The organism is Streptomyces sp. AM25 (genome assembly GCF_058146165.1).
On record NZ_JBKIWN010000034.1, the window covers coordinates 31,397 to 53,445 of the forward strand.

Genomic DNA, 22,049 nt, shown 5'->3' on the forward strand with positions numbered 1-22,049 from the left:
CCGTCGGAACTTGTACCGCTTCCTGCCGTCGCCCAGGGGGCGCCAGATCCTCGTTGTCAGTAGAGCTGAACGCGGGTCAGCACGCAGTGCGGCGGCTCGGCGTCGGCAACAATGACGTACTCGGCAACGCCGAGGGAGCCGTCGCGGCCCAGCGGCATGCGCCGCTGCTGCGGCCATTTCGGGGAGGCTGTGCTGCCGGGCACCTGTCCCTTGGTCTGGTTGATGGCGACCGTTGCGGCGATGATCGCCCCGAACACTTCGCCGGGCAGCGACAGATCTTGCAGCAGCGCATCGACTTCTTCCGACACCTCGCAGGGCCAGCCCTCCGGCTCCTCGCCAGCGGGCTCACTCAACGGGCAGTCCAGCGGCGCGACGACGTTCGATGGCCTCGGCGACGCTCCTGGTCGCCAGCGTGCCGTTCAGCGCGGCCTCGGTGAGCCGGTCACCCTTGGGGTCGGTGTCGAGCATCGCCTCGCACCACCAGCGGCGCAGCACCGCCTCGGCGTCCTCCGGCGCGGCCGCCAGGAGCTCGCGGTAGAACTCCATCCGCCGCTCGCCGGACAGCGCGGCGCCGATGCCCTCGGCGTTGCGCGGCACGCGGTCCGGCTGGTGCGGGTGAACTGGCTGTGCACTCATCGGTCGGTCCCTTCCGTCTGCCACGAGTCTGCCGCGCCACCGCGTGGGGGTCGAGTCTCCATCCTCGGGAGGGCGACCGCAGTGGTGGGGCCACGGCCGTCACGCGAAAGGGAAACGTGCTGGTCAGCCATCCTGGGCCATGTCGTCAACGCGGCTGAACCTTCCCCTGAAGGCGCACGAGACGATGCCCGTACTGCCCTCCCTATTTTTAGCGACAATTAGGTCAATTTCGCCCGCACGCTCGTGCTCGGGTTCGTAGTAGTCCTCGCGGTGCAGAAGGACGACGGCGTCGGCGGCCTGCTCGATCTCGCCGGACTCGCGCAGGTGGGACAGCTGCGGGACGCGGTCCGAGGAGGCGGTGGTGAGCCGGGAGAGCTGAGCGGCGGCAAAGATCGGGATGTCGAATTCAAGCGCGAGCTCCTTGAGGCCGCGGGCAATGCCGTCGACCTCGTTGGTCCGATTGGCGCCCTTGCTGGCCTCGGGCTTGACGATCTGGAGGTAGTCCACGGCGAGGGCGGCGGGAAGGCGCTCTTCAATGGCCCAGCGGCGCAGGTTGGAGCGGATCTGCGCGACGGTGATGCCGCCGGGCGGGACGATCAGCCGCAGCGGGGCCTGCGTGAGGATCTTCTTGACCCGGTCGTACTTCTTCCACTGGTCGGCGTCCATGGAACGGGTGCGCACCGCGTGCTGGGGGATCTCGGCCTCGGCGGCAATTAGCCGGTTCATGATCTGGCGGCGGGCCATCTCCAGGGAGACGAAGGCAGCGGGGCGGCCGTGGACGACGGCCAGGTGCCGCATGATGTCCAGGAGCACGACGGACTTGCCCATGCCGGGTCGGCCGGCGATGACGACGAGGTGGCCGGGCACGGTGCCGAGCATGGTCTGCAGGTCGGCGTACGGCATCGGCAGGCCCGGGTTCGCGCCCTCGGCCTGGGCCTCCTCCCACTCCTCCAAGAGCTCCGCGAGCGGAGTGTCCCACCCGGCCGGATCCTTGCCGGTATCGAACGACGCCTTCAACGCGAGCAGCTCAGCGGCCGCCGACTCGACGACCTCGTCCGGGTCGGCTTCCTGGGCGTAGCCCATGGCCGTGATGCGCGTGCCGGTCTCGACGGTCTGGCGCAGCTTCCAGCGTTCCAGGATGATCTCGGCGTAGTACGCGGCGTTCGCCGCGGTCGGCACCGACTGCACCAGGGCGTGCAGGTGGGCAGCGCCACCGATCCGCGTGATCTCGCCGCGCCGGGTGAGCTCTGCGGCGACGGTGATCGGGTCGGCGGGCTCGCCCTTGCCGTACATCTCAACGATGACGGCGTAGATCGTCTGGTGGGCCGGCCGGTAGAACTCGTGCCCCTTGAGGATCTCGATGATGTCGGCAATGGCGTCCTTCGACAGCAGCATCCCACCGAGGACGGACTGCTCGGCCTCGAGGTCCTGCGGAGGCATCCGGTCGAAACCGTCGGCGGCCCGGCGGGGGCCGGGCACCACGTCCGGGTCGCCGTCAAACAGGCTGCCCTCGGTGTTCGGGGACGGAGGTGTCATGCTGGACATTGATCTCTTCTCCAACAGGTTGGGATCATGCGGCGGCCGGATTCTTGACGGGAACGGCCGCCGTGCCGTTTTTCGGGACTGGGTGGTCAGACAGCGGCGGTCTGCTTGATCGCGCCGGGGTGGCATGCGCCACACTTCGTCAAGCGACCGCCGACCTTGCGAAACCGCTCGGCGACGAGCTCGGGGCGGATGCCGTCGTTGCACTCGCCGCACCAGTTCGGCACCCCGGAGCTCTGGCTGGGCACCTTCGTACCAAGGGGAGCGGGGCACTGCGGATGGGTCTTCGCGCGGCCGAGGTCGAGGTAGTTGTTGCGGACCATAAACGGGACAACGAACTTGAGCAGCCACTCGGCCTCGTCGCCGTCCTCAACCGCATCGGCAGCATCAGCAGCCACGGCCTGAAGCTGCCGACGGCCCGGGCTTGTGCCGTTTTTCGTCTTCCACTGCTCGGCGAAGGCATCTGCGACAACGGCAGCGACAGCAGGTGGGGTGGGCTTGTCCGGCGAAGCCGAGGTCCCTCTCTCATTCGTGTCTGCCTCAGCCGAGAGCGGCGTGACCAGTGCGGCGGCGGGCGCCGTGGAGAGGTGAGAGTTCTCTGAGTGATCACTGAGGTTTAGTGGCTCATCCTGACCCCGGGGTGGGTTCAAGTTGAACCCGGGGCGGGCGCAATCTGAGCCGGGGATGGGCTCAGATTGATCCATCAGCAGGTGGGGGTCGGGCTCATTCTGAGCTTTCAGCAGTTCAGTAGTGGTCTTCGGCTTCGTCTTCCGCTGCTTCGTGGGACGGGGGGGCTGCTCGATCGGGGCAAAGGTCAGTTGCTCGACGACGTTGTCGTCGTAGACGGTTGTCGGCCGGGCCATTGCGGCCAAGAGCTCCAGGTTGACCCGGGTGAGGTTCGTGATCGGGTCGCCCGTGACGGGGTGCACACGTCGGACCGAAGCGATCAGCCCCTTCTTGACCAGGCTGGCCTTGGCGCGCTTCACCGTGGCCGGGGACGTGCCGCAGTCGTCGGCCAGGCGCTTCTGCCCAGGCCAGCAGTACCCGTGGTCGTCTGTGCGGTTCGTGTAAGCAAGGAGCAGCAGCTTCTCGGAACCGTCCAGGCCCTGGGCGGCAAAGACCATGCCCATGTGCGCAGCGGTCATCGGGCCACCCCCGAGGTGGCTCGGAGGACAGCGTTCGTAGTGGCCGTGATCGAGCGGCCGGCGGCGGAGATGAAGAACATCTCCGGTTCGTATGTGACCGGGGTGGTTAGCGTCGCGTGGTCCATCGCGCAGTCGTATCCGCGGAAGCGGACACCTCCCGGCGCGACCGCCGCGGGGGGCTGCTGGGGCATGTGGTGCAGGTCTCCCTGGAGGATGGGAGCCGCACGTCAACGAATGATCGCCGAATCAGTGACACCTGACACGCCCTGCTGCATGTGCTGAGCGTCTCTGGCTATTCTGGTATCGGTTGCCGAGCCCCGTGGGGACGGGACCTCGGCGTTCCGCCGACGTACGACTCAACGCTTTGGTTGGGCTGGGGAGTCGTTTTTGATGGCCGCACCTGTTGGCGCAGGGGCGGCCATCACTCGTTTATGGGCCTCGGTCGTGCGCAGCCATCGTCAGGCTCTTCCTCCCGGTGCGGGCCGCGCCAGCGAGCTCGTGGGTGGTCACGGCAGACCTCTGCACGGAGCGGCCGAGCACAGGGTCGGCAGGGGTGCCGAGAACTGATTCTGCGGTATCGAGCGGCGAAGTCCGGTAGCCGAAGAGGCGAGGCTGGTAGCGGCCGCTAACTCTGCGGCCAGGAGCCGCGGGTGACTGAACGACAGCGGCGACCATGCGAACCTCCGTGGGCTTCCCCGAAGACGACGGGTACTCGGACTTGGGGAACATCTTCCTCCACCCACCAGGCCAGAGGTTCATTGGGCCCCTGCCGGAGTGTCGCCGAGCCCGAGCACAGCCAGCACGGACTCCGGGCGGCCGTCGTAGACGAGATGGGGCTCGCCCTTGACCGGCGGGAAGAAACGGCTGGCGTATCTGATGAGATCGCCTTCTGAGAACTCGATGGCGTTCGGGTCCGAATGAACCTTCTCATTGCGTTCACGGATCCGCGCCCACCGCACCTTGTGTGGCACGGGCAGGTAGACCATGAGTGGCACGCCGTCGGCTTCGGTGACCAGAGTCCGCCAGTGCAGCCGCTCCTGCGGGGTCCAGAAACCGTGGTCGAAGACGACGTCTTTCCCCGCGGACAAAAGCGTGCGAAGTTCGTCGGCGAGATCGTCGAGAACAGGACGCTCGCGCACTAGGAACTCCCCCCTGGGGAAGTCGTACCCGTAGCGGCCGTGGCGCCGGAACATCTCCTCGTCTGGGCACAGCCTGACAAGGCCCTGCCCCGCAAGGGCCATGGCGAGCCGTGTCTTGCCGGAGCCGGGCAGCCCGCTCATCAGAACGCAGCGCGGGGTCCGCCGAGAGCTGGTAGCCGGCTGGTTGCTCACGGCGTGATGTCCGAAGTCTCGTGGCGGGTGCGCCCGGGGGCCCCGAGATCTACTCCGTACTCCATTGGCTGGCCTTGGGCGTCGAGGAAGCGGACCGACAGGACGAGGATCGCGGCGACGGTGCCGGGCTCCAGCTCCAGGAGCTCAATGTCCTCAGGTGTGGCGATGCGGGAGGCTGTGATGCCCTCCCGTTTCACGGCTTGTCGGCCAGTCGCTTTGGACATGAGGTCGATTGACGTGCCCCCCTCCAAACGTGCATTGCTCAGCAGTTCGGGCACGGCCTGGGCAAGCTGCTCGGGAATCCACGATGTGGAGTGGGCAACGATGCCGTGCCCATCTCGGTAGACCCGTGTTCGTCGGAGCACCCGGTCGCCGGGCTGGATTCCAAGTGCTGCCGCCACCCCGCCAGGGGCCGCGGTGTATTCAGCGGTGTGAGAATCCGATCTTTCTCCTGCCCCCCAGGAGGAACCAGTGCGCGCCCCTCGGTCATGGCGCTGGGCCCCGGAGGAGAGGGGCACAGGCTTCCCCACAACTTCGGTTCCGACGCCATGGATGCCTCGCACCAGGCCCTCAGAACGCAGCTTGCCGAGGGCCTTCTCGACGGTCGCAGTGCTGACGCCCCATTCCGCCGCCAGGGCCTTGATGCTCGGCAGTAGTGCCCCAGGCCGGAGCTTTTCGGAGCTGATCAGCTCGCGGTAATGAGCCGCGATCCTGGCGTTCGGCGGCCGGTTGTCGGCTGCTCTGGTCACCTCTCACTCCCCTCATCGGTCGTTGCCGACCTTACTGTACCGCTTGACACCCTAGGGAACCATAGGGAACCCTAGGGATCACGCCGGGCGGTCCGCAGGGACCGAAAGGTGAAGACATGCCTGATCTACCGGCTGACCAGCCGAAATGCGCCACCGGAACCAGTCCCCGCGGGCCAGGCCGGAGGAGTGATCGAGGTCTTGAGAACTCAAAAGAGTGCGTGTACGGGATCCCGCCAAAAGCCCCTTGAAAGGAGGTGTTGGGGCGAGGCGGAGGCAGATCCACGGGCGAGCCCAGGTTCGGGGCTCTGCGGAGCGGGGGTTCGATTCCCTACTCGTCCACTGCGCCGGCCACGGCGCGACCCCCGGCACGGCGTTGCAGCGCCATGTGTGCCGGGGGCCCACGGATCCACCATTCACAGGAGTTGATCCGCATGTCCATCATGCCGTCCGACCTGCCGCTGAACCCCACCGGCATCGTCGATTCCGTCCACGACGCCGTCGGTGCCGTGTGGCCGCTGTTCGAGGACATCCAGAGCCTGGCCCGGCTCGGCGTCCGGGTCGCCTTCCAGGTGGCGCCGTCCACGATCGTCGCGAACATCACCGCCCTGCCCTGCGCTGCGAACAGCCTGCCGGCATTGCTCGCCGAGATCGACGACGCCCGCCCCGGCACGTTGCCCAACGGGCGGCTCGTCGTCACCGGGTCGATGTGCGAGGGCGTCGTCAGCCTCCGGGTGCTGATCCCGGGAGACTGGGTGACCGCCGAGGAGCTCGCGGTACTGACCGGCACCGCGACCGCCGACCCCTCTCACCTGCTGTGACCCGGCAGGAGCAGGCCGCGGCCGCCAAGGAGGCCGCCGACGCCGCGAAGCACGCCGAAGCTGCCCGCCGTCAAGCGCAGGAGGAGTTGCAGCGTCATGGGCGGGCTGTCTCCGGAGTGGGAGGCCGTCGGTGAAGCTGATCAGCCGTAAGCGGTACCGGGAACTGCTGGACGCGGCTGATGCCGCGGCCCAGTTGGAGGGCGTTGAGGCGGAGCGGCAGGCTCTTGCTGGTCGGCTCGGTACGGCGCTGGGCGCCAAGCAGGCCCTCCGCGGCGAAATCGACCGGCTTCGCTCGCCCCTGACGGACGCGCAGGCGGAGCTGAAGAGCGCCGAAGCGGTCGCTCGCCAACACCGGACCCAACATGGTCAGTTGTCCGCCGACCTGGCGAGCGCCCAGAAGCTGGCCCGGGAGTTGTCCGCGGAGCTGGCGGTAGCCCGCCACGGCGAGATCGTCGTCCACGTCCTGCAGCGTGGCGGCAAGGTTCTCGGCGTCACCCGCACATACCAGGCGGCGACGCGCCGGGCACACGAGATCGACCCGGCAGTGTCGGCGGACCCCGCCCGGTGGCGGCCGTCGGGGGAGACCGCGCCCGAGCCGGACGACTTCGTCGTCTCCCACCGTGCCCTGCCGCCGGACGACCGGCCGGTTCCGATGCCCCGTGAGGCCCTTGTCGTCGAGCTGTTGCAGCAGCTCCAGGGCGAGCGGCCCGAGATGGCCGAGCAGATCCGTATCGCGTGCGACGCCCTGCTGGGCGGAGAGGTGGTCACCGCATGAACGTCCTGCTCAAGTCCGGCTCCCAGAAGGCGGTGGAGGCGTTCGGCCGGAGCCACGGCGACATGAGGACCTGGTCGGACGTCGATTTCGAGGTCCATCAGAACTTCGCCGCCATCGCCGCCCTGGCCGCCCGCCCCGGCGGAGGGATGGTTCGTACGGCGGGCCGGCGGACGACCGCGGTGGTCGTCTTCGCCTACGCCACTGCGCTGTACGCCGTGGTCGAGGTGCTGTGCGCGTGGCGCGGCATCTTCTCGCCGCGTCTGGAGGACCACTTGCACGCGGTGGTGACCGGGCCGCTGACCCGGTCGGAGATGGCGCTGCGGCGCTCGGGCGATGTCGCCTTCCGGCTGCGGGTCGAGCGGGTGGGGCGCCGCGTCAACGGCGCGGTCGACCGCCTGACCGCCCGTCTCGTCCGGGGCTGACGGACCGCACACCAGGTGGCCGCCGCACGGCGGCCACCAGCACGAGAGGAGTTCGCGTGGCGGCCCGCAAAGCCCCCCGCCCCCGCAAGACGCCAACGGCCCGCAAGCCGTCGGCCAAGACCACAACGACCCCGCCGCCGCAGCACAGTTCAGCTCCGGTGGCGCCCGTACCGGTCCGGGAGGAGGCGGATGTCCGGCTCGCGGATGTGCGCGACCGGGCCGCCGACATCCGCGACAGTGCCCGGGAGGCCGCCGCCGACGAGGCGGCGGCGCTGATCCGCACCGCCGAGGCACAGGCCCATCAGATCCGGCAGGCGGCGGCCGCCAACGCCAGGCACGTCCTGGTCGAGGTCGCCGAGGAGGCCGGGGACCGGCTGCGCCGGGCCGAGGCCGAGGCGGAAGACCTCCGCAATACCGCCGGAATCCAGGCACGGGAGTTTCTCGACGGTGCCCGGGCCGAAGCCGCCCGGACGGCGCAGGAGATCACCACGGGTGCCGAGGCCAAGGCCCGCCGGACCCGCCTGGCCACGGCGGCCGACGCCAAGCAGGTTCTGCTGGAAGCGGCCGAGGAAGCCGGTGAACGGCTGCGCCGGGCCGAGAGCGAGGCGGATGCCGTCCGCACCGCCGCCGGCCGGGACGCCCAGCAGGTCCTCGACGAGGCCCGGGCCGATGCGGTCCGGGCGGCCGAGGAGACCGTCCGGGGCGCCGAGGAACGGGCCCGCACCCTGCTCGCCGAGGCTGAGGAGCAGGCGAATCAACTGGCCGCGCTGCGGCGGGCCTCGGCCGAGGCCGCCTACCGCACCGCGCTGGCGGATGCGGCCAAGCTCGTCAGCGAGGCCCAGGACCAGGCCAGCGAGATCAAGGCGGCCCATGCCACCGTCGCAGCCGAGACGGACCTGCTCCGCCGCCGCTGTCGGCTGGAGCTCGACGAGGAACTCGCCGAGCACGGCCGTCAGGCGGACGGGGAACGGGCCGAACTGCGGGCCAAGGCCCTGCGCGCTGCCGAGGACGAGGCCGATGCGATCCGGGCCCAGGCGCAGCGGGAGGCCGGAGAGCTCGGCGAACGGGCTGCCGCCCAGGCGCTAGCCCTGCGCAGGGACGCGGAGGCCCGGGCCCGTACGCAGGCCTCGGAGATCCGCCAGGAGGCCGAAGAGCAGCTCCGGGCCGCCCAGCAGACCCGCCAGGAGGCTGGCGAAGAGCTTGTGGCGGCCCGTGAGAAGCACCAGATGGTCGAGGAACGGGCGGCGAGCCTTGAGCGCAGCCGCACATGGGCCGAGGTCGCCAAAGAGGGGAGCATCTGGCTCGCGCTGGTTGCGGTGATCTTTCTGACCGCGAGCGGGGAGTGGAAGTTCGCCCGGCTCATCGGGCTGGGCGACACCCCGGTAGGAGACGCGAGCTGGGCCCTGCCGCTGGGGCTGGACGTCTACGCGGTCACCGCCTTCCGCACCAAGCGCGACGTTGCGTTCGCGCTCGGCCTGATGGCGGCGACCAACATCGCCTACCACGTGGCCGATCTGACCGGCGCCGGCATGGAAGTGACCGGCGGCAGGACACACCCGAGCGTCGCACTGATCGTCGTCGCGGTGATCGTCGTGGTCGCCATCCTCTGGCGGGTCCACCGCCTCCACGAAGACGGTCACGACGAGGCGCCCGGCACAACTGCCCCCGCCGAGGCAGCCGGTAGCGAGACCGGTAAGCGAGCCCCGGCCGGTACCGGTACCACCAGCGGTAATCCGGCACCTACCGGTACCGGTAAACCCGCAGCTACCGGCAGCGGTAACGGCACCGGTAAACCGCCGTCTGCCGGTACCGGTAAACCCCGTCCTGCCGGTGCCGGTCGCCACCCCGGTAACCGGGGACCTCACCCCAACGGCAAGAGCTCTCCCGGCGGCAGCAAGGGGCCCGGCGGGCGTCCTACCGCCGCCCAGCGCAAGGCGGTTCGGGACCGCGCCGCCGCGATCATCGCGGCGGGGCAGGCCCCTTCGCCTACCGCTCTGCAGGCCGAGTTCTCCGAGCTCGGTATCGCGGACCCCGAGTGGTTCCGCAACCAGATCCGCGCCGTTCGCTGATGCGGTGCGGTGAGCACGTCGCGGGCCGGGCCCGCTCCCCCTTTCCCCCAGCCCCAGCACGACAGTTGAGAGGACGCTCATGAGCGCCGAGAAGTGGACCCCGGAGGGTCTGCAGAGCCCGGGCCTCCGGGCGATCCACCTGGAGCAGCGCCGGGCGCAGCTGCACCCGATCGTGGACGACCTGCGCCGCCTGGCGCGCGAGATGGAAGCCGCGGCCAAGGAGTACGACCGCATCGAGGGCGACCTGCCGGGGCAGTCCCGGGTCCGGGCCTGGCACGTCACCCGGCCGCTGTTCAAGGCCGCTGACGACGTGGAACGCGCGATCACCGATCTGATTGCGTTCAACGCCCGCTTCAAGCGGGCGTACGAGGACCTGCCGCAGAAGCGCGCGGACAAGCGCGCGGAGAAGGCGGAGAAGGCGCTGGGCAAGGGCAAGCAGCCGCAGGCGCTCGAATCGGCCGACGGAAAAGCGCCCCCGGGGGAAGCCCGGTTCGGGGACGTCTTCGACGGGCTGCGCAAGGGGGCCTGACCGATGGCTGCGCAGTCCAAGGCCGAGCGCCAGGCGGCCAACCGCCTGGCGCACTTCAACCAGCGCCAGCAGGAGCGGAGCGCACGCGGCCCGCGCGGCCTGGCCGAGTCGTGGATCGAGCGGGCCCGGGCGATTGCCGCCGCCCACGAGAGCGCGGCCCGCGCGGCGGGCGAGGACCCGGCGGCGGCGTGGAACGACCTCGCCCGCACCGTCTCCACCTGGGTCAGCCGCTACGAGGCGTGACCGCGACGGTCAATCAATTCACCGGTCAATCCAGGCTGTGACGGCCTCGCGCGCGCATTATGCGGGCGCGCGGGCACACGGGCGCGCGGACGCGCGCGTTTACGCGAGGCCGTCACAGCCTGTCAACCCCCTTGGAGAGCAGCATGAGTGACGACGAGGGCCGGGTGATCCCGTTCCGGCCTCCGGCGGGGGCACCCCCGCCACCGCCTCCCCCACCCCCAGGACCTCCCCCGCCGCCCGCCGCGCCGCCGGCCCCGGAGGCCGACAGCGGCCCCGCGCCGGACGACGACGAGGCACCGACCCACCCGACCCTCGCCATCCCCGCTCCCGCGGTTCCTCCCCCGCCGGTCCCGACTCTGCCCGGCGCCGGCTCGCCGGGGATCCCGGCCGTACTGCGGTCCGAGGCCGCGGACGAAGGCGCCGACGACGGGGTGGGCCAGGACGGTGCCCGGGGCGCGATGGTCGTCGCCGTCGGCATCGCGGTCGCTGCCCTGCGTGGCATGACCCAGTGGCTGGACGACCGACGGCAGCGATTCCAGGACCACTCCCCCGTCCGCGAGGCCGCCGCGAAGGCTCAGGCCGAGAAGATCAAGGCCCAGGCGGAGCACGCGGCGGTGCTGCAGCAGATCCACGACGGCGCGGTGCAGGCCCGCTCCAAGCGCCGGATCCAGTCGCCCACGGACTTCGGCCGCAGCGCAGCCAAGGGCGGCGCGAAGCCCGGGGCGACGGGCACCGGGCCGAAAGGAAGGGCGTTGGGCCACTCCTCGGGCGCCCTGCCGGCCAGGAAGACGGCAGGGAAGACGCCTGACGCCCAGCACGCGGCCGCCGCTCGCCGTGAGGCGAAGAAGGACTCTGCCAGGCCGGAGACCAAGAAGCAGGGCCCGTTGGAACGCCTGCGCCGCAAGAACGACGCGAACAAGGACGACAGGCCCGGGAGGAACGGAGCGAAGAATCAGGCCTCCCCAAGCGGCAAGGCGCAGGGCGGCGCCTATCCGGCAAAGGGCAGGTCCGGGAAGCCGGGCAGTACGGGCGGCGCACAGGGTGGTAAGGGCCCCGGCGCCAAGCCGTCGGCCGGGAGGACCAGACCCGGCGGGAAGGGGCCGGGCGGGTCGCCGAAGACCAAGCCGGTCGACCTGACGAAGAAGCCCGGCCAGGCCCAGGGCGGCAAGGGCGATCCCGCGGGGCAGAAGGTGGATCTCACCAAGAAGCCCCAGGCGCCGAAGGGAGCCCCCACGACCCCGCCCAAGGGGGCGTCGCCGAAGCCGCCGCCGCGGACGACGTACACGCCGGGTGGGAAGGCGGGGGCGCGGCCGTGGCGCAAGGGGCCGACGGCCGGTCCCACCACCAAGCCCCCGAAGGGCAACGGCAGTAGCGGCCCGACGGGCGGCAAGAACGCGAACACCGCCCCGCCGAAGGGGCCCTCGGCGAAGTCGCCGCCACGGGCGACGTACACGCCGGGTGGGAAGGCGGGGGCGCGGCCGTGGCGCAAGGGCCCGGCGGCCGGTCCCACCGCCAAGCCCCCGAAGGGCAACGGCAGTAGCGGCCCGACGGGCAGCGGGAACACGAAGGGCCCCCGGCCCGGATCGCGGTCTCGCCGCAACCGTCAGCACCAGCCACCGCCGCGGCAGCAGCCCCGTGCGGACGGACAGTGGCTGCGGCCGCCTCCGGGGATGACGGCGACCTACTCCGTCACGCTCACCCGGCTCGACCACGGCAAGCCCCCCAGCACCAGAGCGCCAGCCGCAATCACCCGCGGCCGCCTGGAACTTCAGGCCGCAACCCCGCCGCCGTCGGCGGCAGCAGTGACCAGCAAGACCGCCGTGCCGAGTGGCCCGGCCCCAAGGCACCACAGGAAAGGAGCACGGCCCATGGGCGGAGCACTAGCCGTAGGAGACACCCAGTTCGCCGACGCCGAACTGACGGTCTACGACGTCATCGAGTCAGACGAGGACATGGCGGAGGAGATCCTCGCGGGCGCCGAGCACGCCAAGCTCGTCGCCGACCGTTGCCAGCGCCTGGCGAGCACGCTGGACGAGCTGCGCGTCGCACTCATCGCCAAGAGCGTCCCCGGCACCCTGATCAGGTGGTGCGCCCGCTTGATCGACCGGGCCGGGGTCGTGGAGTCCAAGGCCGAAGTGCTTGCCCAGGGCCTGCCCCGCGCGTCGGAGGCCATCGCCCACGCCGGGCAGGTGGCCGCCGACTACGACAAGCACCCCGCTGACGTGACCCGCGACATGGGCCACACCGCACCCGCCGCCGCCTCGTACCACCGGGAGTAGCTCATGGATCTCGCACGCGTCGGCGCCAGGGTCGCCGACACCATTGGCACGGGCGTCACCTACACGATCATCACGGCGCGGCTGGCTCTCGCGTCGGCCGCCATGCTCGCCCTCAGCGAGTCCGTGCGCGGCGCCTACAACTACGTCGAAGGGTGCGCCAAGTCGGTCGACAACCTGGCCGACACGGCTGCCGGACTCGGCGTCGACGACGCTGTCACCAGCGCCCACCACGACGCGGCGGCCGTCATGCGCCGCGTGCTCGACGACGCCGAGGCCCTGGCCGCCGAGGCCGCCGCCATGGCCGCCGACTTCCAGCAGGCCAGCAACGACCACGAGGCCGAGTACGGACCCGTCCACGAGGCCATGACGACCAAGCCCGGCGCCGTGGCCGACCGCACGTATTACAGCAACCGGTGAGCCGGACGCTGCAGCCGGTCTACGACAACAGCTGAGGGCAGCAGGGCGAGGGCGGTGCACACGAGCGCGCCGTCCTCGCCCCTTCACGGAGGAGAACACCATGCTTGCTCGTGTGCGCGCCGGGGCCGGCCGCATCGCCACCGTGGCCGGAGCCGTGGTGCTCACCGGCGGCCTTGCCACCGATTCCCTGACCGCTCCTGGCGCACTCGCCGCCGTCGGGGTGGCCGGTGTCGGCCTGGCGACGAACTTCAAGATCCTGCGTGCTCCGGCGCCGGTGAGGGCTACGGCCATTGCCGTCTACGCCGCACCGCACGCAGGCTGCGCGGCCATCCTCGTCGGCGAGCTCCTGGCACCCGTCGGCGGCGTCAGCCTGCTGGTGCAGGCAGGCGCGGCGGCACTGTGGACCGGCGCCACGTGGTACGTGCGCCCGGGCCGTCTCGCCCGCGAGGTGGTGGAGGAGACGGCGCGTCAGGAGGCCGCCGAGGCCGCCGGGACGGACCAGGAGAGCACGGAGCCCGACGCCGTTGTCGACTCCCCCGCCCCTCCCGCCAGTCGGGCGGCCCGCTGGTGGGCCGAGGAGATCGCCACCGAGGACGGCATCGCCCCCGGGACCGTGCTCCTGGAACACCAGCAGGTGAGCCCGCACTGCGTGGCCGCCGTCATCGGCTCGGCACAGCACGCCATGCCCGTGCCCAAAATCTCCAAGGCCCGCCTTTCGGCGCATCTGGACCTGCCGGAAGACCTGATTGAAATCGAACCGGTCCCGGGCCGCGGCGCCGGCGTGCGGCTGCTCATCGTGGGCCGACGCCCACAGCCCCCCGAACCTGAACCGACGACTGCCTCGGGCGACGTAGCCACCTGGGCGGAAATCGCGGCCACGGCCATGCCCGGCGTCGAACTCCTCGAAGTGAACACCTACGAGATGCGAAAGGAACTGACCTGACGCCATGGCCGTGAAGGAATACGTCCTGCGCACTCCCCCGGGCGGGGTCAAACGCTATGACCACGACGCGCTGTGCGACCTGCTGGATGTGGAGGACCGGTCGCGGGTCATTTTCGAGCAGGGCGTGGGGCGGGAGGCCATCGTCCGGATCTACCCGGCGAACCCGCTCATGAACATGCGCGACATCAGCGTGCAGGACCTGCTGATGGACGAGCGCGGGCGCATCACCATCGGCACCTACTACGACGGAGCGCCGCTGCGCTTCCGCCTGTTCGACCCCAAGACCGGCAATGCGCAGCGCGGCGCTGTCTTCGGCACCACGGGCGCCGGAAAGTCCCGCCTGATGCAGGCGATCCTGGTCGCCTGCAAGCACTCCGGGATCGTCGTCCACCTGGCCGACCTCAAACGCGGGCAGTCCGTCCCCGAGGCCGCCGGCCACGTTGCCACCCGGGTCACCACGCAGTACGAGGCGATCCTGATGCTGCGCGGCCTGGTCGCCGAGGCCGAACGCCGCATGAAGGAATACGCCGCGCTGGGCCGCAGCGGATTCGTCATCGGCGATCCCGACCCGCTGATGTACGGCATCGTCGACGAGGCCAACCGCCTGCTGGAGAAGGGCGCCCCGTTCCGCGACGAGGCGGCCAGGCTCATCAAGGAACTGGGCAGGACCGGCCGGTCCGTCGGCGTCGGCATCATCATCGCCGCCCAGGCCGGCCACCTGGACGAGCTCGGCGGCAGCGACACCCTGCGCGCCATGCTCAAGGAAGGCGAAGTCATTCTGCTGCGCTGGTCGTCCGCCATGATGCAGCAGCTCGTCGGCGACGGCCTGGTCCCCAGCGGCGAAGCACTGCAGCCGATCCCGAAGGTGGTCGGCCGCGTGCAACGGATCCGCCGCTACAACGAGACGGCATCCGACGATGACGACGACGTCAACAGCCAAGGCATGCTCTACCACTTGACCGGGCCACGCCCCACCAGCATGGCCCGCACCCACGTCGTCGGCTCCGTCGCCCCGTGCCCCGGCCACGACCCGCTGATCCTCGCCTTGTACGGCGACAGCGCACCTCCCGGCGAACCCATCGACCTGGAGGCATACATGACCCACAAGGAACTCAAGGAAGCCCGCGGTGGCGACAGCACGGGCGACGATGACGGCAAGCCAGCACCGCCCGGTCAGGGACCCGCACCCGATGCTGCGGCCATGACGATCGCGGAGCGCATCCTCGCGGCCCTGCCACCGGACGGCATGACCGAGACGGAGCTATCGGCCGCCCTGGACGACGACGGCGGCCGCGAAGTCCGGCGCGGCACCTTGCGTACCACCATCAGCAACCTGCGCAACCAAAGCCCGCCCCTGCTCGCCCGTCCCGACGGCACCGGGCGCATCGTCCCGCTCTAGTGGCTGTCGGTGCCGCCCGCCATCCTGTCCCCGGAGAAGGGGAGACGGGATGGACTTCGAATACGACTGCTGGTGCTGTGGCGAGACCAACGCCGTCTACGGCAAGCCGTGCGGCTTCTGGACCGAGCAGTACCGATTACCAGGCGAATGGGACTGCTGGCGCTGCGGCGCCACCAACATCACCCCAGACGACTGATCAACAACTGCACACACGCCGAAGGCCCTGGAGGGTTCGCCCTCCAGGGCCTTCTCTCACCCACCCCAACCCGTTGCGGAAGGAAGCCCCGTCACCGTGCCCCAACCCGCCAACTCCACGCCCCTGACCGAATCCGAGGCCGCCGCTGAGGCCCGCCGCCTGATCGACGATCTCTACCGCCCCGCACCGGCCGTACCTACCTCGTACCGCGACACCAGCCCCGTCCCCGCCATCGGCACCACCCCGCCCGTCCCCCAGCCCGGACGGCCCCCAATGAGCCAGCGCGCCACCGACATCAGCGGCGTGATGATCGCGGGCGGCATCGCCTCCCTGCCCGTCGGCGGCTCCACCGCCCTCGTGCTCCACGGCCTCGGCCAAGTCGCCCCGGCCACCCTCGCCATCGCTGCTGGCGCCCCCATCGGCCTCGTCATCGCCTTCGGAGCCCTCCTCCGCGGTCTCAAGGGCCTCCACACCGAACACCACCACCACTACACCGGCACCGTCGTGCAGGACCGCACCACCATCACCACCCACACCCGCGGCCTGATCGCCCGCACCCACAACGACCTGCGCCGCTGACCTTTGCCTCTGCCCAGAGCCATCGACCACGTCAGTACGCCTGATCCCACGGGAGACCGCCGTGCTTCGCATCATCCGTACCCGCACTCTGAACCAGTTCGACCGCTCGATCACAGAACTCCACGACCGCGCCAGCGTCGAGAAGACCCGTGCTGACAATGCCGAACAGCGCATCCGGCAGACCGTGCAGCTCCTCGATGAGCTCGACATCCCACACAACGACGCCCTGCGTCGTGCGCTCAAAGCGGATCAGGATTCCCGCCATGACGACGTCTTCGCCACTACGCCGGAAGACAACGCCCAGAACAACTAAGCCCCACAACGCAGAAGAGGCCCCGTCCTGATGGACGGGGCCTCTTCTGCGTTGTGGGAGTATCAGGCCGCTGCCGGCTCTTCGTGCTGCTCGGCCGGGGCCTCCTCGCTACCACGCGCCTCGGGTACAGCCTTGGCCTTCCGCGCCGTCGGCTTCAACTCGGAGCGCACCTTGTCGATGTGGGCCTGCAACTCGTCAAGGTAGCGATGGGCGGCTGCTGAGTCCTTCCTCGCCAGACGACGCATCCAGCGTGACGGCACCGCCTTCTCCACCTGGGCCGCGAAGTCGAACGGCTCGTCGTCCTCTTCCTCGTCTTCGCGGAGGGACTCCAGATAGGCCCGAACATGGTCGATTACCTGCTCGGCATCGAAGTCGCCTTCCGGTAGGGCCTCCACCGCGCCCTTGAGGACCTTTGCCGTGACGCTCACGCCGTCGACCTCGACCAGGGTCTGGTAGACGAGCACCGCCGCGTCGACGTCCCAGGCGTCAGCCACCGGCACCAGCTCCCACACCTGGGCCTGGTTCAGGGCCCTGAGTGCCTTCTCGGCATTCGCGCTCAGCGCGGTCTGCTTCTTGGCGGTGGCTCCAATTGGAGCCACCGCCTTCTCGAGCACCTCGAACGTGGCTTCGGCGATCCGCCACGTTCGGATCAGCTTGTTGGCGTACGCCTTCCGCATCCGCCAGTGCTTCCAGACGTACTCGTCGAAGGAATCGGCCTCGACACGGTAGAGCCGGCCCTCGCGAATGTTCTCCAGCGCCTTGCCCGCCAGCCAGAAAGCCCACTGCAGGGTGTCGACCGCAGCCTTGCACTGGGCCAGCATCTCCTGCTCTTCCGAGGTCAGAGTTTTCGGCTGCTCAGACAGAGGCCGGCGCAGCGGCTGGAGCGCCTTCGCCATGTCGATGGCGCTCTTGTACTCGAACCGCTCCTGCGCGGAGCCGCCTCGTTGCCTGCCCATCAGATCAGTCCTTCCACGCCCAGGGCGAGCTTGTAGAAGTCTTCGCGGGCTCGCAGCGCCGTCCCGCTCTCCGGGTACTGGATGACCGTCAGTCCCTTGGCCGGCGCCTGGGCGTGCATCTTGTAGCGGCGGATGGGCTGGGTCATGTACTGGTAGCCCCGTTTTGTGCACCACTCCTGCATCTCTTTGAGATCTGCCTTGGTGCGGTCGGTTCCGGAGTCCCAGTTGTTGATGACGACCCGGAAGGGAACGCCGTTGGGGCGCAGCAGCCGCTCGATGGTGTACTCCGCCGGGTCGTGGGTGAGCGTCTCCACCGGCACGATTGGCACCAGGGCGAGGTCGGTCAGGGCCATGACCTCGCGCATCGCCTCTGCGGCAGGGCTGTGGCTGAGCGGGTCGAGGGCGTCGATGTCGGCGTCCGGGTCGATGTCGGCGAAGCCGGGGGTGTCGACGATGATCCTCAGCACGTCTGGGTCCTCGGCGAGCTTGGTGAGTTCGCCGACCTTGCCACGGGTGATCACGTAGTCGAACGGCAGGCGGTCCTCAGGGACCTTACGGGCCCACTTCTCCAGGGATCCCTGAAGGTCGATGCCGGCGGCGACGACCGGGCACGGAGCATCCGGTGATGGGGGAGGGTTGTTCTCGCCCATCACAGCCGCGATGTTGACGGCGTCGGTCGACTTCCCCGCGCCGCCCTTCTGCTGGAAGAACGAGATGACTTTGGCGCGGTGAGCGGTACTAGCCGCTCTTCGCGAGGTGGGGGGCAGGGGCATGCGGAACTCTCCTCCGTGGGCTTCCCCGGGTGGGTACTCGGACGCGCTAAATGTTGCCAGAGGTAACACGGTGCCAATGACCACCGCGCCGTCTGCAGTTTCGAAGCCAGGCACGTGAAGAGCGGAAGGCTCCAATTGGAGCCACTTCACTGCATAGCGTGGCGCGGACCCTGGACAACGACCTGCTTACGGTCGAGCGCTTTCCTCCGCGACGGGCGGCACTGGTGACGCTTCGACAGGCACTTCCGTCTGCTGACCGTCGCGGCTGGCGCGGGCAACGGCAGCCCGCAGCAGGTCTCCCACAGTCACGACCTGGCGGCGGAGCTTGTCCCGGGCCTCCAGCGCCGTCTTCGGTGCGGACGGGCGCATCGCGTCCCCGTGCGTCGAAGCGCTCGGGTACTGCGGAGTGCCGCCGGCTTGGTTCACTGCTCATCGGGAGCACCTACCGCCTGCGGCGGAGACACTCTTTCATGCCAGCCAGAAGAGGTCGGAGACGGACACCCGGAAGTGTGGGCTAACTGCCGAGGGCGACGGGTTCTTGGGGGGCGCCGTTGGCCAGCAGCCTGGTGACGAGGTCGGCGAGCCCGCCGGGGTGGATGGTCTCGCTGGTCATGCGCAGCTCGGTGACGGTCCACCAGCGCAGTGCGCGGATGGTGTCGGGCTGGGTGGCCCGGGCGAGGTCCGCGGCGCCAGCGGCGAGGCGGACGAGGTAGTACCGCTCGACCTGGTGGACGGTCTGCCCGCCGACCCCGTGGTCCTGGCTGCGCTCGGCGACCTGGGGGCCGAGCTCGGCGTCATCGACGCCGAGCTCTTCGCGTAGCTCCCGCCGGACGGCGGTCTCGTGGTCCTCGCCCTCGTCGAGTGACCCGCCGGGCGTTGCCCAGAATCCGCTGTGCTCGTCGTAGTGGAGGAGGAGGACGCGGTCCTGGTCGTCGAGCGCGATGGCGCGGGCGGCCTGGCGAGTGGGTGGCGGGGTCATGGGGCCAGTGTGGCCGGTTCGGCCTGTGCGGACCGGATGCCCAGGTGGTCCCATAGTTCTCGGGCCGTGAGGCTCGGGACGTGGAGGTGGGCGTCGAAGTGGAGGTCCGGCGCGGAGGGGACGGCGATGAGGTGCATGCCGGCGGCGCGGGCGGCGGTGGCCCCGGTGGGGGAGTCTTCGAGGGCGATCGTCTGCCTGGGGTCGGTGTCGAGTGCGGCGCAGGCATCGAGGTAGACGTCGGGGGCGGGCTTGGGGTGGGCGGCGGTGTCGCTGCCCAGGATCGACTTGAAGGCCCCGAGGTCGAAGTGGGGTTCGAGGTAGGCGCGGACCATGGGGGCCGGGGTGTTGGAGGCGATGGCGAGGGGCCGGGTGCCGGCGAGGGCGTCGACGAGTTCGACGGCGCCGGGCATGGGGGCGTGGCCGTCGCCGAGGTTGGTCTGGACGAGGTCGTACAGCTGCTGGCCCAGGACGTGTGGCGGGGCGGGGTGGCCGAGGAGCTCGGCGAGGCGGTGTCCGAGGGGGATGAGCTGGAGGCCGACCAGGCCGCGGCGGTCGGCGGGCTGCAGGCGCCGGCCGTGCCGGGCGGCGAGGGTCTCGTAGGCGCGGTCCCAGGCGCCTTGGGTGTTGACCAGGAGTCCGTCGCAGTCGAAGACGACGGCGGCGTGCCGGATCTGCTGCCGGGATAACCGAGTGAGAGTCATGACGCTGTGTCCTTCCTGGTGAGGAGCGTTCAGCGGGATTTGGTGGCGACGGCGCACGCGAGCAGCGGGTAGGCGGGGTCGTCGCGGTCGAGGGCCTCGGCGGGGAGTTCCTCGGCGGCCAGGCCGAGGAGCATGGCCTGGCAGGCGGTGAGGTTGCCGTGACCGGTGACGGTGACGTCGCCGTTCCAGCGGCAGAGCAGTCGGGCGAGTCCGGGCGGGGTGAGGCGCCAGAAGTCGCTGTCCGGGGTGCTCTTGGAGAGCTGGCCGACGGTGGGGGCGGTCAGCAGCAGCGTGCCGCCTGGGGCGAGCGCGCGGTGGCAGTTGTCCAGCGCGGCGTCCGGCGGGGCGAGGAGCTGGAGGGTGTGGGTGAGCACGATCGCGTCGAAGGCGGCGGGCGGCAGGGAGCCGGGGACGGTGAGGTCGGCGTGCAGGGTGGCGCGGGTGTTGGCCGGGTCGATGTCGATGACCGTGGTGGTGCTCACGCCGGTGCCGTGGGTGCGCAGATAGGTGTCGTCCTTGATCTCGGCGGCGTGGCCGTGGATGAGGTGCGTGTGGCGGGCGAGGAAGCGGTCGATGTAGTGGCGGTCGACGGGGGTGCCGCGGTCGTAGCCGTAGAAGTCCGAGACCGGCACGCTCGGGAGCTGGAGGGCGGGCTGCGTCATCACTGAGCTCCGTTCGGGGTGAGGGCAGTGAGCTGGTCGAGTGCGTGGTGCAGGTCGGCGTGCAGGCGCGGGATGCGATGGCGGCGGTTGGGGGTGGGGGCCCATCGCTGGTGGGAGCGCAGTTCGCGGGCGCTGGCGAGGGCGGCGGCGAGCCAGAAGGCCGCCTGATGCGAAAGCCCGGCGGGCACGGCGATGGTGATGGCGTGACGGTTGGCGGGGTGGTCGCCGAGGAGGACCCACAGCACGGCGTGGTCGTAGCCGGGCAGGCGCAGAGCGAGGAACTCCAGGTCGACCAGGGCGAGCGGCCCGTCGCCGGGTGGGGCGAGGGTGTTGGCGGGGTGCCCGTCGCCGAATTCGAGCCGCAGCGGCAGGCGTCGGCGGGCGCATTCGAAGGCGTGGCGTGCGGTGTCGAGCTGTTGGGGGGTGAGCAGGTCAAGGGCGGCGAGCTGGCCGGGGTAGTCGCTGTCGTCCGCCCACGCGCCGCGCGGCCGCCAGCGATGCACCGCGTCCAGGGCGCCCAGCAGTGCGCCGAGGGCATCCGGCGGCAACGGTGCGCGCGGGTACCGCTCGGGGGCGAGGGGGCGTCCGGGTAGACGGGAGATGACCAGGGCAGGGGACTGGTGGTCGGCGCCGAGGAGCTCGGGCATCGTCACCGGCGGCCGGGCCCGTTGCAGGGCGCGGTAGACGGCGATCTCGTGGCGGGCCCGGCCCAGCCAGAACGGGCGGCGGTCGACCGGCACCTTCACGAAGGCATGCCGGTCGTCGACGGTGCCGGGAACCAGCAGGGAGGTCTCGGTCGCCAGCGGCGCGCCGTCGGGCGTGAAGCCGGGGGTGCAGGCTCGGGCGGCGGCGACGGCCTCTTCCACGGCCGAGGCGACGAACACGGTCGTCACGGGGTGCTCCCTTCGGTGGCGGGGACGGGCAGCGGCCAGCGGCCGGGCGGTTGCGGCGGCAGACCGCGGAGAAAGCCGAGCGCCTGGTCGAGCAGCACGGCCGGCGCGGCGGTGGCGTCCAGGTGCAGCACCCGGCCGGGCAGCCGGGCGAGCGCCGCGGCGTAGTAGCGGGCCATCGCCGCTCGTACGGCTGGGGCGACCAGGTGGGCGGGGAGGGGACCGCGGGCGTGCAGCCGGGCCCGGGCGACGGGTTCGGGAACGGTCAGGTGCAGCACGGCGTCCGGCGGGCGCAGCCCGGTAAACAGGCGGACCGCGTAGGCGAGGTCATCGGGGACGCCGATGGCGCGCATCCCGGCCTCGTGCGCGGCCAGCGACAGTGGGCACCGGTCGAACACCACCACCGCGTGGGTGGCGGCCGCGCGCTGGCGGGCCTGCTCGACGGCGGCCAGATGATCCAGCCCGGCGCGGGCGGCTGCGGCATCGGCCGGCGGCCACGGCGGCAGCGAGGCAAGATCGGCGTACTCGGGCACCACGTGCCCGCCCAGAACTTCGGCGAGCGGGCCGACCAGGCTGGTCTTCCCGGCCCCGCACAGGCCCTCGACCGCCACCTGCGCCTGCCCGACCAGGGCGGTGTGCGCGTTCGGGGGCCGCTTCACCGGAACGCCTCCGTGATCTCGGGTGCGCTCGCTACCCTCGGGCA

Annotated in this window: 27 protein-coding genes; 13 read left to right on the top strand and 14 right to left on the bottom strand. The window is 70.6% G+C overall.

The genetic code is table 11. The features are described 5' to 3' along the window. Nucleotides 1–56 precede the first annotated feature (56 nt). The 7 genes from ACLHRZ_RS31680 to ACLHRZ_RS31710 all read right to left on the bottom strand — a co-directional run bounded on the left by ACLHRZ_RS31680 (nucleotide 57) and on the right by ACLHRZ_RS31710 (nucleotide 5,403). Nucleotides 57–353 carry a hypothetical protein gene (locus ACLHRZ_RS31680; protein WP_490422031.1) on the bottom strand — a complete coding sequence of 99 codons (297 nt, stop codon included), beginning with the start codon at nucleotides 351–353 and terminating at the stop codon, nucleotides 57–59. After that, complete coding sequence (locus tag ACLHRZ_RS31685) at nucleotides 346–636, bottom strand: hypothetical protein (RefSeq protein ID WP_490422032.1); 291 nt, start codon at nucleotides 634–636, stop codon at nucleotides 346–348. The genes ACLHRZ_RS31680 and ACLHRZ_RS31685 overlap by 8 nt, the downstream gene beginning before the upstream one ends. A gap of 123 nt (nucleotides 637–759) precedes the next feature. Then, nucleotides 760–2,172 (bottom strand): replicative DNA helicase, encoded by a 1,413-nt coding sequence (locus tag ACLHRZ_RS31690; protein ID WP_490422033.1) that lies wholly within the window; start codon nucleotides 2,170–2,172, stop codon nucleotides 760–762. Nucleotides 2,173–2,267: 95 nt separating this feature from the next. Next, nucleotides 2,268–3,323, bottom strand: coding sequence for a helix-turn-helix domain-containing protein (locus ACLHRZ_RS31695; protein ID WP_490422034.1), 1,056 nt, complete (start codon nucleotides 3,321–3,323; stop codon nucleotides 2,268–2,270). Further along, the gene (locus ACLHRZ_RS31700; protein ID WP_490422035.1) at nucleotides 3,320–3,514 is read right to left on the bottom strand and encodes a hypothetical protein; all 195 of its coding nucleotides are present in this window, start codon (nucleotides 3,512–3,514) and stop codon (nucleotides 3,320–3,322) included. The genes ACLHRZ_RS31695 and ACLHRZ_RS31700 overlap by 4 nt, the downstream gene beginning before the upstream one ends. A gap of 564 nt (nucleotides 3,515–4,078) precedes the next feature. Continuing rightward, complete coding sequence (locus tag ACLHRZ_RS31705; RefSeq protein ID WP_490422036.1) at nucleotides 4,079–4,654, bottom strand: P-loop nucleotide/nucleoside kinase family protein; 576 nt, start codon at nucleotides 4,652–4,654, stop codon at nucleotides 4,079–4,081. Continuing rightward, the gene (locus ACLHRZ_RS31710) at nucleotides 4,651–5,403 is read right to left on the bottom strand and encodes a GntR family transcriptional regulator (protein WP_490422037.1); all 753 of its coding nucleotides are present in this window, start codon (nucleotides 5,401–5,403) and stop codon (nucleotides 4,651–4,653) included. The genes ACLHRZ_RS31705 and ACLHRZ_RS31710 overlap by 4 nt, the downstream gene beginning before the upstream one ends. Before the next feature lie 431 nt (nucleotides 5,404–5,834). On the opposite strand from ACLHRZ_RS31710, the gene ACLHRZ_RS31715 reads away from it, so the two are divergent. The 13 genes from ACLHRZ_RS31715 (at nucleotide 5,835) to ACLHRZ_RS31775 (ending at nucleotide 16,385) form a co-directional block, all read left to right on the top strand. Further along, entirely contained in the window at nucleotides 5,835–6,221 is a 387-nt protein-coding gene (locus tag ACLHRZ_RS31715; protein ID WP_490422038.1) for a hypothetical protein, read from the top strand. A 130-nt stretch (nucleotides 6,222–6,351) separates the two neighbouring features. Next, nucleotides 6,352–6,996 (top strand): hypothetical protein, encoded by a 645-nt coding sequence (locus ACLHRZ_RS31720; RefSeq protein WP_490422039.1) that lies wholly within the window; start codon nucleotides 6,352–6,354, stop codon nucleotides 6,994–6,996. Further along, nucleotides 6,993–7,418: a hypothetical protein gene (locus ACLHRZ_RS31725; protein WP_490422040.1), complete on the top strand. Its 426-nt coding sequence runs from the start codon at nucleotides 6,993–6,995 to the stop codon at nucleotides 7,416–7,418. Before ACLHRZ_RS31720 ends, ACLHRZ_RS31725 begins: the two co-directional genes overlap by 4 nt. A gap of 56 nt (nucleotides 7,419–7,474) precedes the next feature. Beyond that, nucleotides 7,475–9,487 carry a hypothetical protein gene (locus ACLHRZ_RS31730; RefSeq protein WP_490422041.1) on the top strand — a complete coding sequence of 671 codons (2,013 nt, stop codon included), beginning with the start codon at nucleotides 7,475–7,477 and terminating at the stop codon, nucleotides 9,485–9,487. Between the two features lie 79 nt (nucleotides 9,488–9,566). After that, nucleotides 9,567–10,016, top strand: coding sequence for a hypothetical protein (locus tag ACLHRZ_RS31735; protein ID WP_490422042.1), 450 nt, complete (start codon nucleotides 9,567–9,569; stop codon nucleotides 10,014–10,016). A 3-nt stretch (nucleotides 10,017–10,019) separates the two neighbouring features. Continuing rightward, nucleotides 10,020–10,259, top strand: coding sequence for a hypothetical protein (locus tag ACLHRZ_RS31740; RefSeq protein ID WP_490422043.1), 240 nt, complete (start codon nucleotides 10,020–10,022; stop codon nucleotides 10,257–10,259). 143 nt (nucleotides 10,260–10,402) lie between these two features. Beyond that, complete coding sequence (locus tag ACLHRZ_RS31745) at nucleotides 10,403–12,538, top strand: hypothetical protein (RefSeq protein ID WP_490422044.1); 2,136 nt, start codon at nucleotides 10,403–10,405, stop codon at nucleotides 12,536–12,538. A gap of 3 nt (nucleotides 12,539–12,541) precedes the next feature. Continuing rightward, nucleotides 12,542–12,955: a hypothetical protein gene (locus ACLHRZ_RS31750; RefSeq protein ID WP_490422045.1), complete on the top strand. Its 414-nt coding sequence runs from the start codon at nucleotides 12,542–12,544 to the stop codon at nucleotides 12,953–12,955. Nucleotides 12,956–13,055: 100 nt separating this feature from the next. Next, the gene (locus ACLHRZ_RS31755; protein WP_490422046.1) at nucleotides 13,056–13,898 is read left to right on the top strand and encodes a hypothetical protein; all 843 of its coding nucleotides are present in this window, start codon (nucleotides 13,056–13,058) and stop codon (nucleotides 13,896–13,898) included. A 4-nt stretch (nucleotides 13,899–13,902) separates the two neighbouring features. After that, on the top strand, nucleotides 13,903–15,297 hold the full coding sequence (locus ACLHRZ_RS31760; RefSeq protein WP_490422047.1) for a DNA/RNA helicase domain-containing protein: 1,395 nt from the start codon (nucleotides 13,903–13,905) through the stop codon (nucleotides 15,295–15,297). Nucleotides 15,298–15,346: 49 nt separating this feature from the next. Beyond that, entirely contained in the window at nucleotides 15,347–15,493 is a 147-nt protein-coding gene (locus ACLHRZ_RS31765; protein ID WP_490422048.1) for a hypothetical protein, read from the top strand. A gap of 96 nt (nucleotides 15,494–15,589) precedes the next feature. Beyond that, nucleotides 15,590–16,072 carry a hypothetical protein gene (locus tag ACLHRZ_RS31770; RefSeq protein WP_490422049.1) on the top strand — a complete coding sequence of 161 codons (483 nt, stop codon included), beginning with the start codon at nucleotides 15,590–15,592 and terminating at the stop codon, nucleotides 16,070–16,072. Between the two features lie 61 nt (nucleotides 16,073–16,133). After that, nucleotides 16,134–16,385 (top strand): hypothetical protein, encoded by a 252-nt coding sequence (locus ACLHRZ_RS31775; protein ID WP_490422050.1) that lies wholly within the window; start codon nucleotides 16,134–16,136, stop codon nucleotides 16,383–16,385. A gap of 62 nt (nucleotides 16,386–16,447) precedes the next feature. On the opposite strand, the gene ACLHRZ_RS31780 is transcribed toward ACLHRZ_RS31775, so the two are convergent. The 7 genes from ACLHRZ_RS31780 to ACLHRZ_RS31810 all read right to left on the bottom strand — a co-directional run bounded on the left by ACLHRZ_RS31780 (nucleotide 16,448) and on the right by ACLHRZ_RS31810 (nucleotide 22,005). Beyond that, nucleotides 16,448–17,341 (bottom strand): hypothetical protein, encoded by an 894-nt coding sequence (locus ACLHRZ_RS31780; RefSeq protein ID WP_490422051.1) that lies wholly within the window; start codon nucleotides 17,339–17,341, stop codon nucleotides 16,448–16,450. Beyond that, on the bottom strand, nucleotides 17,341–18,114 hold the full coding sequence (locus tag ACLHRZ_RS31785; RefSeq protein WP_490422052.1) for a ParA family protein: 774 nt from the start codon (nucleotides 18,112–18,114) through the stop codon (nucleotides 17,341–17,343). Before ACLHRZ_RS31785 ends, ACLHRZ_RS31780 begins: the two co-directional genes overlap by 1 nt. 514 nt (nucleotides 18,115–18,628) lie before the next feature. After that, nucleotides 18,629–19,093, bottom strand: a complete 465-nt coding sequence (locus ACLHRZ_RS31790; RefSeq protein WP_490422053.1) for an NUDIX hydrolase — start codon at nucleotides 19,091–19,093, stop codon at nucleotides 18,629–18,631. After that, on the bottom strand, nucleotides 19,090–19,794 hold the full coding sequence (locus tag ACLHRZ_RS31795; protein WP_490422054.1) for an HAD family hydrolase: 705 nt from the start codon (nucleotides 19,792–19,794) through the stop codon (nucleotides 19,090–19,092). The genes ACLHRZ_RS31790 and ACLHRZ_RS31795 overlap by 4 nt, the downstream gene beginning before the upstream one ends. A 29-nt stretch (nucleotides 19,795–19,823) precedes the next feature. Continuing rightward, nucleotides 19,824–20,456: a class I SAM-dependent methyltransferase gene (locus ACLHRZ_RS31800; RefSeq protein ID WP_490422055.1), complete on the bottom strand. Its 633-nt coding sequence runs from the start codon at nucleotides 20,454–20,456 to the stop codon at nucleotides 19,824–19,826. Continuing rightward, complete coding sequence (locus ACLHRZ_RS31805; protein WP_490422056.1) at nucleotides 20,456–21,349, bottom strand: phosphotransferase; 894 nt, start codon at nucleotides 21,347–21,349, stop codon at nucleotides 20,456–20,458. The genes ACLHRZ_RS31800 and ACLHRZ_RS31805 overlap by 1 nt, the downstream gene beginning before the upstream one ends. Next, complete coding sequence (locus ACLHRZ_RS31810; protein WP_490422057.1) at nucleotides 21,346–22,005, bottom strand: AAA family ATPase; 660 nt, start codon at nucleotides 22,003–22,005, stop codon at nucleotides 21,346–21,348. The genes ACLHRZ_RS31805 and ACLHRZ_RS31810 overlap by 4 nt, the downstream gene beginning before the upstream one ends. Nucleotides 22,006–22,049: the final 44 nt, after the last annotated feature.

What these genes read in the sequence shown, in the direction of transcription:
- ACLHRZ_RS31740 (WP_490422043.1), top strand. Translation starts at nt 10,020, where the DNA reads ATGGCTGCGCAGTCCAAGGCCGAGCGCCAGGCGGCCAACCGCCTGGCG.
- ACLHRZ_RS31760 (WP_490422047.1), top strand. Translation starts at nt 13,903, where the DNA reads ATGGCCGTGAAGGAATACGTCCTGCGCACTCCCCCGGGCGGGGTCAAA.
- ACLHRZ_RS31735 (WP_490422042.1), top strand. Translation starts at nt 9,567, where the DNA reads ATGAGCGCCGAGAAGTGGACCCCGGAGGGTCTGCAGAGCCCGGGCCTC.
- ACLHRZ_RS31755 (WP_490422046.1), top strand. Translation starts at nt 13,056, where the DNA reads ATGCTTGCTCGTGTGCGCGCCGGGGCCGGCCGCATCGCCACCGTGGCC.
- ACLHRZ_RS31695 (WP_490422034.1), bottom strand. Translation starts at nt 3,323, where the DNA reads ATGACCGCTGCGCACATGGGCATGGTCTTTGCCGCCCAGGGCCTGGAC.
- ACLHRZ_RS31750 (WP_490422045.1), top strand. Translation starts at nt 12,542, where the DNA reads ATGGATCTCGCACGCGTCGGCGCCAGGGTCGCCGACACCATTGGCACG.
- ACLHRZ_RS31715 (WP_490422038.1), top strand. Translation starts at nt 5,835, where the DNA reads ATGTCCATCATGCCGTCCGACCTGCCGCTGAACCCCACCGGCATCGTC.
- ACLHRZ_RS31785 (WP_490422052.1), bottom strand. Translation starts at nt 18,114, where the DNA reads ATGCCCCTGCCCCCCACCTCGCGAAGAGCGGCTAGTACCGCTCACCGC.
- ACLHRZ_RS31700 (WP_490422035.1), bottom strand. Translation starts at nt 3,514, where the DNA reads ATGCCCCAGCAGCCCCCCGCGGCGGTCGCGCCGGGAGGTGTCCGCTTC.
- ACLHRZ_RS31685 (WP_490422032.1), bottom strand. Translation starts at nt 636, where the DNA reads ATGAGTGCACAGCCAGTTCACCCGCACCAGCCGGACCGCGTGCCGCGC.
- ACLHRZ_RS31765 (WP_490422048.1), top strand. Translation starts at nt 15,347, where the DNA reads ATGGACTTCGAATACGACTGCTGGTGCTGTGGCGAGACCAACGCCGTC.
- ACLHRZ_RS31745 (WP_490422044.1), top strand. Translation starts at nt 10,403, where the DNA reads ATGAGTGACGACGAGGGCCGGGTGATCCCGTTCCGGCCTCCGGCGGGG.
- ACLHRZ_RS31790 (WP_490422053.1), bottom strand. Translation starts at nt 19,093, where the DNA reads ATGACCCCGCCACCCACTCGCCAGGCCGCCCGCGCCATCGCGCTCGAC.
- ACLHRZ_RS31800 (WP_490422055.1), bottom strand. Translation starts at nt 20,456, where the DNA reads ATGACGCAGCCCGCCCTCCAGCTCCCGAGCGTGCCGGTCTCGGACTTC.
- ACLHRZ_RS31795 (WP_490422054.1), bottom strand. Translation starts at nt 19,794, where the DNA reads ATGACTCTCACTCGGTTATCCCGGCAGCAGATCCGGCACGCCGCCGTC.
- ACLHRZ_RS31690 (WP_490422033.1), bottom strand. Translation starts at nt 2,172, where the DNA reads ATGACACCTCCGTCCCCGAACACCGAGGGCAGCCTGTTTGACGGCGAC.
- ACLHRZ_RS31780 (WP_490422051.1), bottom strand. Translation starts at nt 17,341, where the DNA reads ATGGGCAGGCAACGAGGCGGCTCCGCGCAGGAGCGGTTCGAGTACAAG.
- ACLHRZ_RS31725 (WP_490422040.1), top strand. Translation starts at nt 6,993, where the DNA reads ATGAACGTCCTGCTCAAGTCCGGCTCCCAGAAGGCGGTGGAGGCGTTC.